Source organism: Hyphomonas sp. (assembly GCF_041398465.1).
In the GTDB taxonomy this organism is placed as follows: Bacteria; Pseudomonadota; Alphaproteobacteria; order Caulobacterales; family Hyphomonadaceae; genus Hyphomonas.
Genome location: NZ_JAWKUS010000001.1, coordinates 1,083,400 through 1,096,914 on the forward strand (window position 1 = coordinate 1,083,400; position 13,515 = coordinate 1,096,914).

Genomic DNA, 13,515 nt, shown 5'->3' on the forward strand with positions numbered 1-13,515 from the left:
GAACTCAGGTCTTTGTTTTTGTACGGATTACTCGCCGGCCGCCTGCAGGCTCGCGCCGTGGGTGCGCAGCCAGAAGCGGTGATGCTTCCAGTCCGGGCAGCATTTTGCCACCTGCGCCCAGAATTTTGGCGAATGATTCATCTCAAGAATGTGGGCGCATTCATGCGCGGCCACATAATCCAGCACCTCCGGCGGGGCCATGATCAGCCGCCAGGAGAAAGACAGCTGGCCGTCATGCGTGCAGGATCCCCAGCGCGAACGCGTATCTTTCACCGAAATGCTCTTGTGTCCGACGCCGAGCGTGGCCGTGTGGCGCTTGACCGCGCGGGTCAGGTCCGCCCTTGCCTGCTTCTTCAGGAAGCGCTGCACGCGCAGGTCCATGGTTTCCGGATCACCCGGAACACTCAGTAATCTCGGGGAATTCTCGTCTTCTGGCCAGATTTTCGCGATCCGGCCTTCGCCCTCAGACGTCAGCTGCAGCGGTGCCCCGCGATACTGGATCATGGCGCCTTCCTCGAACCGGACAGGTTCCGGCAGGTGCTGCAGGCGCATCGAAATCCAGTCGGCGCGCTCTGCTGCAAAGGCTGCAGCATCCTTGATCTGGCGGCGTGACGGGGCCACGGCAACAGCCTCGCGGCGCCGCTCATCGAGGCGTAGAATCAGCCGCCGTGCCTTGGCATTCACCTCAAACCTCACACGCACACGTTGCCCGTTCGGGGCACGCAGTGTCATTGTCTGGCCATTGTTGTAGGTCATTGCTAAGACTTCCGCTCTACCGCCGGATGCGCGTGTATTCCAATACCCAATTATTCAGAGGGCTAACTCATGAAATATTTGCTGACGGGCGTTGCCGCCATCACCATGCTTACGGCTTGCGGGCAGAAAGACAAGCCGGATGACGCCACCGTTCCGTCAGGAGTCGTCTTCTCGGAATCCAAGGTTCCGTCCTACTCAGTCCAAAAAGGGGATGCAGGGTCCGCCGCGGCAGCCCTCGCCGCCATGTCGCTCGAGACGTCCGGCTCGGGCAATGTCACCTGGGACAAGCGTGACCTGAATGGCGACAAGGCCGTGTTCACCGGCGTGACGATCGTCACCTCCGCTTATGAAGGCGACGATGAAGACGCTTCCGAACTCGACGGTGCCGACCTGTCGATCGCGACGCTCGAACTGGACGGCCTCGGCATGATGGATGGCGAGCCGAACTTCTCGCGTATCCTGCTCAGCGACATCACTTTCGTGCCAACCGATCCGGAAGAGGCCGAGACCGGCTCCGGCAAGATCGGAACGATCGAACTGGTCAACCCGTCGCCGGAAACCGCCGGCTGGGTCGCCGATCTGTTCGCTGACGATGAAGCGCCGGACCTGCCGGAAGGCGATGCGCTCGCCTTCGACCACTGGGCCGTCAAGGATGTCGACTTCCGCGTCGACGACCCGAATGGCGACCGGGGGACTTTCACCATTGGCAATATCGAGGTGACCGGCCTGAAAGAGCAGGCCGCTGCCCTGATGAAGCTCGATGGGCTGACCTTCGACATGTACGACGAAGTCGAAGACACCAAGATGAAACTGAATCTCGCCTCCATCGAGATGCGCGGCGCAGACCTCGGCCTGCTGACCGATGCATCGGAAGACGCGGCGGATCCGGAAGACGTCTCGCAGATGATGAATCTGGCAGGGCAGGACCCGGCCAATCCGGGCTATGAATCGCTGTCGCTGAACGGCTTCGACATGGACCTTGCGGGCGTGAAGATCGACATGCCGAAACTGGTCTCCGCCGTCGGCCGTGACAAGAAGAATTCCGTCGTCGCGGTGAAGACCGAGCCGTTCAAGGTTTCTCTCACCACGGATGAAGGCAAATATGGCGAACAGCTCGCCGGCCAGCTGGCCATGCTTGGCTATGAGACGCTGGAGCTCTCCGGTGCCGGATACCAGACGTATGACGAAGCTTCCGATCTCACCACCTATGTCAAAGGCGAGAACTTCTGGGAGCTGAAGGACGGGTTCCGGATCGACTTCGGCGCCCAGTTTGCCGGCGCCAAGGCCATGGCGGAAGCTGACGCCTCCAACGATCCGGGCGCCGTGCTGGACGATACGCTCTCGAACATGATCATCCACAACATGGAACTGTCGCTCGACGATGACGGTTTCATGGACCGGGCCTTCAACGCCTACGCCGCCCAGTCCGGGCAGGATCCGCAGGAAATCCGCAACCAGCTGACCGGCCTCCTCGCCATGGCTCCGCTGATGGCAGCGGGCAGCGGCATCGATGCCGCGTTGCTGAACGAGGCCTCCACGGCCCTTTCCAGCTTCGTGACCAACCCCAAAACGCTGACCATCAAGCTCGCCCCGGCTGAGCCGCTGGCCATGTCGACGCTGGCCGATATGGAAGATCCGTCGGCCCTGACGAAAGAGAAGCTCGGCTTCTCCGCCGCCAACGAATAGGCGTTCTGACGTTATGAAAGGCGCGCGCATCCATCTGGGTGCGCGCGCTTTTCTTTTTTTCAGGCCGGGTGCATAGCGTAGCCGGATGAAGATTGCATTTTTCGGAGACGTCGTCGGAAAGCCGGGCCGCCAGGCCGTGCTGGACCATCTGCCGGGCCTGAAAGCCCGGTTGCGGCTGGATTTCGCCATCGTGAACGCAGAGAACGCCGCGGGCGGCTTCGGCCTGACCAGCGCCATCGCGGAAGAATTCTTCAATGCCGGCGCCGACTGCCTGACCCTTGGCGATCACGCCTGGGACCAGCGCGAGGCCCTGACCTATATCGAGCGGGAGCCGCGTCTGTTGCGCCCCGTGAACTATCCCGCCGCGGCCAATGCACCGGGGAAGGGGGCGCATCTCTTCACCCTGCCGGATGGCCGCCGTATCGGCGTGATCCAGGCGCAGGGCAATGTGTTCATGAAGCAGACGATGAGCTGTCCTTTCGATGCGGTGGATGCTGCGCTCGATTCCATGCCGCTGGGCGCCGTGGCAGATGCCATCGTGGTCGACATGCATTGCGAGGCGACATCCGAGAAGATGGCCATGGGCCACCATTGCGACGGCCGCGCCAGCCTTGTCGTCGGCAGCCACACCCATGTGCCCACCGCCGATACGATGATCCTCGAAGGCGGTACCGCCTACCAGACTGATGCCGGCATGTGCGGCGACTATGACAGCGTCATCGGCATGCAGAAGCAGATCTCGCTCTATCGCTTCCAGACCCAGCTGCCCGGCGAACGCTACCAGCCGGCCCTCGGCGAAGGCACGCTCTGCGGCACCTATGTCGAAACCGACGACCGCACGGGATTGGCCATCCGTATAGAACCGGTTCGGATTGGCGGACGGCTGAGCGAGATGGTGCCGGGCTGAATTTTCTGGTTGCGCTCATTCCCGTTCGGCGTGCATGCTCGGGCCGGGAAGTTGAGGGGCTCTGGAAATGGATGCAGTAGTCGGGGCGGATTACGCGCCCAAGCGGATGACCACGAAAAGCCGGTACGCCTATGACGACGAAGTCTGCCGGCCGGTCGGTCCTTTCGAATCGCCCCTTCGGATCATGCTCCTGATCTATGCCATTCTCGCCGGTGTACGCGCGCTGGTTCTCTCGTACGGGATCTTCGACCCGCGCATGATGATGGCAGAAGAGATCGAGACCGGGGATACGTCCAGCCTCATTGCCGGTATCGCATCGCTCGCCTATCTCGGCCTCTACCTGATCGGGATGCTGTTGTTCTGCGCCTGTGCATTTCTTGTCGGCCGGTTCACCTATCGGGCCATGCGCAATCTTTACACGGTTCGTAGCACCACTCCGGAAATCTCGCCGATCGGAACCATCCTTTGGTATCTCGTTCCCTTCGCAAACCTTGTGATGCCCGCCAATGCGATGTCGCAGATCCATCATGGGTCAATCGAGGAAACCGGATCCATAAATGTTTCCAACCTTGTCAGCTGGTGGTGGGGTGCCTGGTTGACCGGCAATATTCTCACAAACATCGGCAGCTTTGTGTTGCCGAATGCGATTCAGGCGGGGATCGGCTTGACGGTCGTCGCCATCCTGCTCAACGCCGCAGCAGCCCTGACACTCCGCAAGCTTTTGCACCGCATTCGCACGGCTCAGGACAGTTTCACAATTCGTGGTTTGGCGGACGCGTTCGATTAGACGCGCGCCCGGCTGGTCCTAACCAGCGAGGATGGTCCGCAAGGCGTTCGCGAGCACAATCGGGTTGCGGTCTGTTCGTTTCACGGGGGGCGGCGGCTTACCGCCGGCGAGCCGGTGTACGGCCGTCATGGCGGAGCGGACGGAGTATTCGACCGTGAACACGACATCGTGTGGTTGTTCGCAAAACTGTCCGAGGCAGGCGAAATTCCGGGCACCTGCGGGCACGACATCCGGCCGGTCGCCGGCGCGGCGCGGCATGAACTGGCTGGTGATCAGCGGCATCATGCAGGGCCGGACGATGGCATCCTTGAACATGCCGGCGGCGGCGTCGCCCAGGCGCAGCTGGCCCGCAAGTTCCTCAAGGATTTCATCGCCGGTGCACGCGGCCATCGGCTTTTTCACGAAATCGCCGTCCCCGCCTCCCAGCAGGCCATAGCCCCAGAACACGTAGGTGCCATCCGCCTGCTGATGGAAGTGCGGCTGGTGGAACATGACGAAGCACAGCATCCAGCCGGAATCGGCGATGGTCACCAGTCCGCCCGTACCGGTGCGGTTGCCGGAGAAGCGTTCCATATGGTCGACAAAGGCGCGGTTTTTCAGCGTCACCGTGAAAGACTCCCAGCGCGTGCGGGCCACGTCCGGGCAGAACACGTCCGGCCGCCCGAAGGCGGATGTCTTCTCCGCGAGGTTTTTCCAGAGCGTCCAGGCGCTGTCTGTCTCCGGGGCGGGCGGCGGCGCCGTGTTCGACCCCTCCACCGTGTTGGCCGTCATCGATCCCAGCGTGAAGAAAACGCAGTCATGGCCCGAGACCGGGACGATCTCGCTTTGCCCGGCCCGTTCCAGAAGGAGCGCCGAGATGCTGAGCGCGCTGCCTGTTGCAGAGACCGTCGCGTCGATGATGCGAGCCCCCGTCTCGAACGTCACGCCCCGGTCGGTCAGCCACGCCACGATGGGCGCGATCATCGAGTCATACTGGTTGAACCGTGTTCTCAGCACGCCTTCCATACGGGTGAAACCGGGGAAGAGGTGGATGAAGCGTTTGAAGTAACGCGCAAGCTCTATCGCGCTGTGCCAGGTCTGGAACGCGAACATCGTGCTCCACATAATCCAGAAGGTCGACTGGAAGAAGTCTGCGTCGAAGCACGCGTCGATGGCTTTCCCGTCCAGCGTCTTTTCGTCCGCCTGCGTCAGGCGCAGAAGGTCCCGCATGTCGCGCAGGCGCAGGCCGAGGCGCGTGTCCGCCTTCGCGCCATTCCGGATGATCCGGCAGCGGGACGATCCGGGTACGTCCCGGTTGAAGGCGAAGATGTCCTCCTTCGCTGACAGGCCGCCCGGCAGGCCGCTGGGGATGGCGTCCAGCAGGTCGAAGGTGCAGACGAAGTTCGGCTCGAACATCCGCCCGCCGCGAACGAGATAGCCCATCTCCGCATCGCCGGAGCCGTCGAGACTGCCGCCGAAACGATCCTCCTTCTCGAAGAGAGTGATCTGCTCGCCCGCCACGCCTGCGTCGCGGATCAGGAACACCGCCGCCGCCAGCGAGGCGATGCCGCCCCCGGCGAGGTAGTAGTGCGCAGGCTGTTCCGGTTCGCGTGTCATCTGCCGTCCTCCCTGACGGGGCCAGACGCCGCCCCGGTTCACTTCTTCAGCGCGGCGTTCACCTGATCAGACAGCTTTTCCGCCTCCCTGCCAAGGCGGCGGGAATCGTTGCGCAGGCGCTCCTGCACCGCGCCCATGGATTTCAGCGAGTCGGCAATCGCCGGCCGGGCGCGCACCGTTTCCTCAAAGGCGGCGCGGTCGAAGGCGGGGGCAGGGGCGCGTTCTTCGGCTGGCACGCGATAGCTGCCGCGGGCCCAGGCGAATTGCTGGCGGCTGAGAACGCCGCGGATGGCGGCGCGATAGGCGAACTGTTCGTCGCGGATGAGGTCATCCCACTGCCGCCCGGTCTCGAACCGGTCGTAATACTCGCCCAGCGCACGCTTCAGCTCGACATTGCGGATCAGGCTGAGGCCCCCGGTGCTCACCATCTCCTGATAAGTGGCTGGCTTGCTGTAGGGCAGGTAGGCATAGCCCGCCGCCGGCACCAGCGCCATCAGGTCTGCGTCGCTGACCTCTGCGCCTTCAGGCGTGCCCTCGATGACGGCGAGAAAGTCCTCCGCCATGTCGTCGATCTGGTCGGCAAAGACCACGCCGCGCCGGCTCGTCTCGGCATCGCTCTCCAGATCGATCAGGATCTGTTGCAGGAAGGTGCGCTCGCGCTCGCGCAGCACCCGGTCTTCATTCCAGTTGTTCAGCTGCAGGCCCAGCAGCACGCCGAAGGTGACGATCAGCGTCTCCACCACCACCGTCGTCCAGTCCTGCCGACGCAGCGCATCCGAAATCCGGCGCAGGATCATGTTTTGCCCCCTTGGTTTGGTAGGGGAACTCTAGGGGGCGGGGGTGGTTTTGCAAATGATTAGCAAGTGTAGGGTGGGTTGAGCGGAGCGATACCCACCGTGCGGGTGTGCGGCTTGGTGGGTATCGGCGTTGCCCGGGCCCAACCTGCGGGATAGTTTGTGCCTCATCCCCCGCACGCGTCACGCCCGATGGCCGGGGGCCATCTGGGCGCCCATCGCTGAACGAGGCGGCACGGGCGTCATGACATGGCGTGCGCGAGGCAGCGTCCGGAGATGGATCCCCAGACCGCTGCGCGGTCGGGGATGACGCCTTTCGGGGGATGGGTGCCTGATCCGGCCCGATCCGGTATGATCCGTTATCGTCCGGTATAGTCATGGCAGGTCATGCATGATCATGGCGAAGTCGGCTTTCGTGCTGCGCAAATCATCACCACACGCGTCACGCCCGATGGCCAGCGGCCATCTGGGCGCCCATCTCTGGATGAGGCGGCACGGGCGTCATGACCGGGCGTGCGCGAGGCAGCGTCCGGTGATGGGTCCCCAGACCGCTGCGCGGTCGGGGATGACGCAAGTTGGGGCTTATCCACCACCCCGGCCACCCGAACCTGCCGCCATCACTGGCGCACAAACAAATCCATCCGACACCTCCGTAGCCTGACATATAGTCCGGCACATGTCGCTGTTTCATCCGCCTGCCTGGTTCCCGCCGCAGCTTGGCTTTCTCTGGCCCCTGGTCTGGGTCCAGGTGCTGATGCTGCGCGCGCAGATAAGGGCGGCCTATGGGCGGGGCGTGAAGTATCATTGGAGCATCACGCCCAATCTCCGCGTCTATCTCTATTCGATTGACTGGATTCCGGGGCAGAAGACCGGGCGCGAGGGGCTGAAGCCCTGCGCGTATGCCAGTGACCGCCTCGCCGCCGCCTGCGACGGGCGGGCGGCTTTGCCGGCTTACCTCAGCCATCCCGCCCTTTCCGCTCGCCCCGGCACAGGTCGGGGTCTGGCGCGGCTGGTCTTGAGCCTTGTGGTGTTGGCTCCCGGCCTGTGCTGGGATGAGCGGGTCAGGAACCTGCCGCTGCCGGACACCTGACGGCGAAACTGTCCCCCGAAAACCAGCCCTTCCATCCAAGCGCCTTCACGGGCGTCGCAGGTGCTGGGGCTCAGGCGTGGGGACGGCCGATGGCGGCCCAGATCTCGTTGCGCTGTTTCATTGTCAGGTGGCGCAGCGGCGTTCCCGCCGAATTCGGCAGCAGCAGCATGACGTCTTCCTGCGCAATGTTCTGCTTCAACTGAACGGCCTGGAAGACCGAGAGGATCTGCGTCAGGTCTGACTGAAGCTCCGCCTCGTTGCCGAACGGATTGCGCGAGGAGAACAGGGCGAGCAGGAAAGAAGCCGTGCCGACCGAGGCGCCCAGCCATTTCATTGTCGGTGACAGTTCTTCGACGACCAGTACCCAGAACGCGCTCGCCGTAATCGCCGTGAAGACCATGCTCAGCCAGTAGACGGCCGCGTTCCATGCCTTCACCCGGTTCAGCTTCTGCTCGATGGCCCGCGGCGCCGTGTGCAGGGCCGCCAGCAACTGGTCGCGCTGGTCGCGTGTGAGTTCGTTCATCCCGCTTGTGTGCCGCCAGCGGTCCGGCCTGTCCACCCCAAAGGGAACGGCGCCTTCCGGCGCCGCACGCGCTGGCGATCACGCTTTTGCGAGCATCCTTGTAATGTACCGAACGATCGGTACATGAGTGGCGTCGAAAGACACGAACCCTTCAACAGACCCCTGAAGACACTCAGACCAGACAAGGAAATTCAAATGTCCCGTATCCCGACCCCCGCCACGATCGAAGACGCCCCGGCCGCTTCCCATGCCGGCCTGAACGGTGTGAAAGCCGCGCTCGGCATCGTGCCAAACCTCTACCGCCTCACCGCCAACAGCCCGGCGGCCCTGGACGGCCTGCTGTCGTTCAATGGCGCGCTCGGCAAGGGCCAGCTGCCGGCCGCCACGCGGGAGCGTATCGCGCTCGCCATCGCGAACGTGAACGGCTGCTCCTATTGTAACTCGGCCCACTCCTACATCGCGGCCAACATGCTGAAACTGCCGGAAGACGAGATCATCCGCGCCCGTGGTGGCCGCGCCTCCGATGCGAAAGCCGATGCCGCTGTGGTCCTGGCCCGCAAGGTCGCCATTGCCCGCGGCGCCGTGAAAGACACCGACATTGCCGAGGCCCGCGCGGCTGGCCTGTCGGACGCTGAACTGGTGGAAGTCGTCGGCCACGTCGCCCTCAACGTCTACACCAACTACCTCAACGAGGTGTTCGGCACCGAGATCGACTTCCCGGTCGTCACCGCCCATCGCGTGGCTGAACCGGCCTGAACCAGACGCTGAGGAAGCGCCAGACGGGCCCCAAAAGGCCCGGAAGGGGAAGGACGGGGACTCTCCCCCTCGTCCTTCCCCGCACGCGCTTCTGAAATCCGCTTTGATTTTCCCGGTCAGTTGCGGAAGGGTACTCCCATGACCGCTGCTGCCAGATCTTCCCATTCGCGCGACGAGATTGTCCGCAAACTGTTCGACCTCTTCCGCCATCGCGGGTTCGAAGGTGCGGCCCTGTCGGATATTTCGGAAGCGACCGGCCTCGGCCGCTCCAGCCTCTATCACCACTTCCCGGGCGGGAAGGATGAAATGGTCTCCGCCGTCGCCGACTTCGCCCATGGCCAGATCGCGGCGAACATCCTCGCGCCATTGGCTGGCGAGGGGACTCTGGCGGACCGGGTCGGCGCCATGCTGGAAACCACCAGCGCGATGTATGATTGCGGGCGCGAACCTTGCCTTGTGGCGAGCCTCATGGTCTCGCCGGGCCTCGCGCCGGACTCTGCCGGCAAGGTGCAGGCCATCCTGAACGACTGGATCGCCGCGCTGGCCGCCGCGCTGGAGGGGGCGGGCATTCCGGCGGCCGAGGCAAAGCGCCGGGCCACCGCCGCCATCATCGATATTCAGGGCGCGCTGCTCGTCGCCCGGGCCAGCGGCGATACCGGCGTCTTCACCGACGCGATGGAAACCGCTCGCAAGGATCTTCTGGAACCGGCCTGACGCACTGCCTGAACCCCCGGCTTGGCCTGCGGCGTCCCATGCGCTAAAGCCCTGCCTTTCCAGTTCCGAACCGCTGCCGAGAGGGTTTTCATGGCCGGCCACAGTAAATGGGCAAACATCCAGCACCGCAAAGGCGCCCAGGACAAGAAGCGCGCCGCGCTGTTCTCGCGCCTGTCCAAGGAATTGACCATCGCGTCGAAAATGGGCGGACCCGATGCGGACGCCAATCCGCGCCTGCGTCTGGCAATCCAGAACGCCAAGGGCCAGTCGATGCCGAAGGACAATATCCAGCGCGCCATCGACAAGGGCCAGGGCGGCGGCGGCGAAGACTATATGGACATCCGCTATGAGGGCTTCGGCCCCGGCGGCGTCGGCGTCATCGTGGAAGCTTCGACCGACAACAAGAACCGCGCTGCGACCGACATCCGGACCGCCTTCTCCAAGAATGGCGGAAACCTCGGCGAAACGGGCTCTGTTTCCTTCGGCTTCGATCAGGTCGGTGAAATCGAATATCCGCCGGAAGCCGGCAGCGAGGACGATATCATGGAAGCCGCCATCATGGCCGGCGCTCAGGATGTCGAGTCCGACGAGAGCGGCCACTTCATCTATACCGCCCGCGAAGACCTGCAGACGGTCGCCGACGCGCTGACCGAGCACTTCGGAGACGCCGTCGAGGCGAAATCGACCAAGCTGATCTGGAAGCCGCAGAACACGGTGCCGGTCGAAGGCGACGCCGCCGACACGCTGATGAAGCTGCTCGATGTGCTGGATGACCTCGATGACGTCTCGAACGTCTACGACAATTCCGAACTGTCTGACGAAGAAGCCGCCCGCCTCGCGGGAGAGTGATCCACAAGGTCGAAATGATCCGATGAAACCCCGGCGACCGCGCCGGGGTTTTGCGTTTCAGGGTTGGTGATTGACAGATTTCGCACGAACAAGTACTTTAAGATACAAAGTTCTTTGTGGAGATCGAAATGAGCCCTCAGTCCATTGCCGACGACCTTGCCTATATCCGGGATCTGGCCGAAGCCGGGGCGAAGGCGCCGCTGCTCGGCGGCCGCTTTCTTGCCTGGTGGGGCGGGCTGACCACGCTCGCCTATTTCGGCCACTACGCCATTGTGCGCGGCCTGGTGGACGTTCCGCCTTATGCGCTGGCCGTCCTGTGGATCGGTTATGCTGCCCTTGGTCTTTCCGGTACCTGGGTCCTCCGGGCCTCTCTCTCCCGTGGCAAGCCTGGTGCATCCTCGACCGGCAACCGTGTTTCGACACTGGTGTGGCGGTCTTCCGGCATTCTCCTGGGGGCATATTTCATCGGCGCATCTGTCCGTGCCGGGATGAGCGGAAATTTCGACGCATTCAACAATTCGGTCCCGTTCGTGTTGGGCGTCTACGGCCTTGCGCAATATGTCTCCGGCTGGATGGCCGGCAACCGCATCCTGATCCGGGCCGGACAGGCTGCCCTCGCTGCCGTCGTCCCGGCCGTGATGATGACAGGGACGCCAGAAATCTGGACCACGGGCGCCATCATCGCAGCCATCGCCGTCCTCATTCCGGGCCTGCTCCTGATGCGGAGCGAACCCTCAGATACGATCTGAGGTCCATCATGTCAGAGGAGAATCCCTTCAATCACAATGACATCGACGATGTCATCCATGGACGGCTCCGGCTCGGCATCATGGCCTACCTTTCGACCGTCAGCCCTGCCATCTTCGGCGAGTTGCGCGACAAGGTGGGCGCCACGGACGGCAACCTCTCCACGCACCTGCGCAAGCTGGAGGAGGCAGGTTATGTCGAACTGGAGAAACTTTTCGTCGGCCGCCGCCCGCAGACGCGGGTCCACCTCACCGAGGCAGGGCGCAAGGCCTGGCTCGTCTGGCTGGACCGGATGCAGTCCCTGATGAAAGCGGCGGAGTGACTACGGGCTGACGAGGCGGATCTGGCTGCGGCCGCTGTCTTCACCGGCAGCGGCGGCGACATGCCAGCCGAGTGCCTCATAAGCCTTGCGCGCGCCGAAGTTCTGGGTGTCCACGTCCAGCGTCAATGGCTGGCCGGCTTCTTGCCGGGCCACTTCCAGCAGGCCGCGGCCGACGCCGCAGAAGCGCCAGTCCTCGTGCACGAAGATGTGGTCGATATAGGAATCGTGCGGCTGCAGCGTGAGGAAGCCGATGATGCCGGCGTTCGGTTCTTCGGCGACCCAGATCTTCGCGCCCGGCAGGGACCGGATCAGCCGCGCCACATAGGGACGGGGTGCCCCGCGCCATGGGAACTTGCGCAGGCACGACATGAAGATCGACATGCAGGCCTGCCCGTCGCTCGTTTCATAGTCCCGTATGTGCCAGCCGGCTCCGGCATGAATATACATACCCTGAAAGTAGCAACGGATTTCTGCGCGTCCACTGTTTCCAGGCTGTGGACGCTGCAAAACTACATTTGCATCGTCCAGCCTTCGACTCCCATTGCCGCCTGACGGATCGCTTCCGACAGGGTGGGGTGGGCGTGGCAGGTGCGGGCGATATCTTCCGAAGCCGCACCGAATTCCATGGCAACGCAGATCTCGGCAATCATCTCGCCAACGCACGGACCCATCAGGTGGGCGCCGAGAATGCGGTCGGTGTGCTTGTCCGCCAGGATTTTCACAAAGCCCGTGGTTTCGTGGTTCGTGCGGGCGCGGGAGTTGGCCATGAAGGGGAACTTGCCCTTCTTGTACTCGATGCCTGCTTCCTTCAGCTGGTCTTCGGTCTTGCCGACCCAGGCGATTTCCGGGTTCGTGTAGACGACGCTCGGCACCAGGTCATAGTCGACATGACCGGCCTTGCCGGCGATCAGTTCGGCCACAGCCGTCCCGTCGTCTTCAGCCTTGTGGGCCAGCATCGGCCCGTGAATACAGTCGCCGATCGCCCAGACACCGTCAGCGGCCTTGAAGTGGCCATCGGTCACCTGCACGACGCCGCGCTTGTCGGTGGTCACGCCAACAGCCTCAAGACCGAGGCCATCCGTATACGCACGGCGGCCGACGGCGACGATGACCACGTCTGCGTCGAGTGTCTCCGTATCGCCGCCCTTGGCCGGCTCCATGGAGAGTTTCAGCTTCGACTTCATCTTCTCGACGCCGGTCACTTTCTGGCCGAGGCGGAAGGTGAGGCCCTGTTTCTTGAAGACGCGCTGGGCTTCCTTGGCGATCTCGCTGTCGGCCCCCGGCATGATGCGGTCGAGATATTCCACCACGGTCACTTCAGCGCCGAGGCGCGCCCAGACCGACCCCATTTCGAGGCCGATGACGCCGGCGCCGATCAGGATCAGGCGCTTGGGCACGGAGGTCAGCGACAGGGCGCCGGTATTCGACACGACGCGCTCTTCATCGATCTCGATGCCCGGCAGGCTGACGGGTTCTGAGCCCGTGGCGATGACGATGTTCTTCGTTTCGAAGGTCTGCGTGCCGCCGTCGTTCAGCGCCGCTTCAACCTTGCCTGGTCCGAGGATCTTGCCGCGGCCGACGATGTAGTCGACCTTGTTTTTCTTGAAGAGGAATTCGATGCCCTTGGTGAGGCCTTCGACGGCGTCGTCTTTCTGCGCCATCATCTGGGTGACGTCGATTTCCAGCTTGCCGGTCTTGATACCCATGCCGGCGAAGTCTTCCTGTGCCGCGCGATAAAGGTCAGAGGCGTGGAGAAGGGCCTTGGACGGGATACAGCCGACATTCAGGCAGGTGCCGCCCAGCTTGCCGCGGGATTCGATACAGGCAACCTTCAGCCCGAGTTGTCCTGCGCGGATCGCGCAATTGTAGCCGCCGGGGCCGCCACCGATGATGACGACGTCATAGGTCTCTGCCATGGGAAATTCTGCCTTGCGAAAGGGGGCCTTGGGATTCGAGCGCCAACCTAGGCATTTACGCCCTGAAATCAA

The 13,515-nt window shown here is 63.3% G+C and carries 15 protein-coding genes; 9 read left to right on the forward strand and 6 right to left on the reverse strand.

From position 1 onward, the window contains the following. Positions 1-27: 27 nt before the first annotated feature. A complete protein-coding gene (locus R3C98_RS05390; RefSeq protein ID WP_371313085.1) occupies positions 28-756 on the reverse strand; it encodes a M48 family metallopeptidase in 729 nt (242 codons plus the stop codon). Positions 757-825: 69 nt separating this feature from the next. On the opposite strand from R3C98_RS05390, the gene R3C98_RS05395 reads away from it, so the two are divergent. From R3C98_RS05395 to R3C98_RS05405, 3 genes are all read left to right on the forward strand, one after another. Then, the gene (locus tag R3C98_RS05395; protein ID WP_371313086.1) at positions 826-2,442 is read left to right on the forward strand and encodes a hypothetical protein; all 1,617 of its coding nucleotides are present in this window, start codon (positions 826-828) and stop codon (positions 2,440-2,442) included. An 85-nt stretch (positions 2,443-2,527) separates the two neighbouring features. Further along, complete coding sequence (locus R3C98_RS05400) at positions 2,528-3,349, forward strand: YmdB family metallophosphoesterase (RefSeq protein WP_371313087.1); 822 nt, start codon at positions 2,528-2,530, stop codon at positions 3,347-3,349. A 67-nt stretch (positions 3,350-3,416) separates the two neighbouring features. Then, complete coding sequence (locus R3C98_RS05405; RefSeq protein ID WP_371313088.1) at positions 3,417-4,136, forward strand: DUF4328 domain-containing protein; 720 nt, start codon at positions 3,417-3,419, stop codon at positions 4,134-4,136. A gap of 18 nt (positions 4,137-4,154) precedes the next feature. On the opposite strand, the gene R3C98_RS05410 is transcribed toward R3C98_RS05405, so the two are convergent. Next, complete coding sequence (locus R3C98_RS05410) at positions 4,155-5,732, reverse strand: oleate hydratase (RefSeq protein WP_371313089.1); 1,578 nt, start codon at positions 5,730-5,732, stop codon at positions 4,155-4,157. A 38-nt stretch (positions 5,733-5,770) separates the two neighbouring features. After that, positions 5,771-6,529: a hypothetical protein gene (locus R3C98_RS05415; protein ID WP_371313090.1), complete on the reverse strand. Its 759-nt coding sequence runs from the start codon at positions 6,527-6,529 to the stop codon at positions 5,771-5,773. Between the two features lie 673 nt (positions 6,530-7,202). Here R3C98_RS05415 and R3C98_RS05420 point away from each other — a divergent pair. Next, positions 7,203-7,616 (forward strand): hypothetical protein, encoded by a 414-nt coding sequence (locus tag R3C98_RS05420; protein WP_371313091.1) that lies wholly within the window; start codon positions 7,203-7,205, stop codon positions 7,614-7,616. Between the two features lie 70 nt (positions 7,617-7,686). On the opposite strand, the gene R3C98_RS05425 is transcribed toward R3C98_RS05420, so the two are convergent. Beyond that, complete coding sequence (locus R3C98_RS05425; RefSeq protein WP_371313092.1) at positions 7,687-8,139, reverse strand: hypothetical protein; 453 nt, start codon at positions 8,137-8,139, stop codon at positions 7,687-7,689. Positions 8,140-8,334: 195 nt separating this feature from the next. On the opposite strand from R3C98_RS05425, the gene R3C98_RS05430 reads away from it, so the two are divergent. The 5 genes from R3C98_RS05430 to R3C98_RS05450 all read left to right on the forward strand — a co-directional run bounded on the left by R3C98_RS05430 (position 8,335) and on the right by R3C98_RS05450 (position 11,527). Further along, positions 8,335-8,895: a carboxymuconolactone decarboxylase family protein gene (locus R3C98_RS05430; RefSeq protein WP_371313093.1), complete on the forward strand. Its 561-nt coding sequence runs from the start codon at positions 8,335-8,337 to the stop codon at positions 8,893-8,895. A gap of 138 nt (positions 8,896-9,033) precedes the next feature. Then, positions 9,034-9,609: a TetR/AcrR family transcriptional regulator gene (locus R3C98_RS05435; RefSeq protein ID WP_371313094.1), complete on the forward strand. Its 576-nt coding sequence runs from the start codon at positions 9,034-9,036 to the stop codon at positions 9,607-9,609. A gap of 90 nt (positions 9,610-9,699) precedes the next feature. Then, positions 9,700-10,458 carry a YebC/PmpR family DNA-binding transcriptional regulator gene (locus R3C98_RS05440; RefSeq protein ID WP_371313095.1) on the forward strand — a complete coding sequence of 253 codons (759 nt, stop codon included), beginning with the start codon at positions 9,700-9,702 and terminating at the stop codon, positions 10,456-10,458. A 128-nt stretch (positions 10,459-10,586) separates the two neighbouring features. Beyond that, positions 10,587-11,207: a hypothetical protein gene (locus R3C98_RS05445; RefSeq protein ID WP_371313096.1), complete on the forward strand. Its 621-nt coding sequence runs from the start codon at positions 10,587-10,589 to the stop codon at positions 11,205-11,207. Between the two features lie 8 nt (positions 11,208-11,215). After that, positions 11,216-11,527, forward strand: a complete 312-nt coding sequence (locus tag R3C98_RS05450) for a winged helix-turn-helix domain-containing protein (RefSeq protein WP_371313097.1) — start codon at positions 11,216-11,218, stop codon at positions 11,525-11,527. On the opposite strand, the gene R3C98_RS05455 is transcribed toward R3C98_RS05450, so the two are convergent. Both R3C98_RS05455 and lpdA read right to left on the reverse strand, forming a co-directional pair. Next, positions 11,528-11,908: a GNAT family N-acetyltransferase gene (locus R3C98_RS05455; RefSeq protein ID WP_371313098.1), complete on the reverse strand. Its 381-nt coding sequence runs from the start codon at positions 11,906-11,908 to the stop codon at positions 11,528-11,530. It lies immediately after the preceding gene. A gap of 128 nt (positions 11,909-12,036) precedes the next feature. Next, positions 12,037-13,443, reverse strand: coding sequence for a dihydrolipoyl dehydrogenase (gene lpdA, locus R3C98_RS05460; RefSeq protein ID WP_371313099.1), 1,407 nt, complete (start codon positions 13,441-13,443; stop codon positions 12,037-12,039). Positions 13,444-13,515 lie beyond the last annotated feature (72 nt).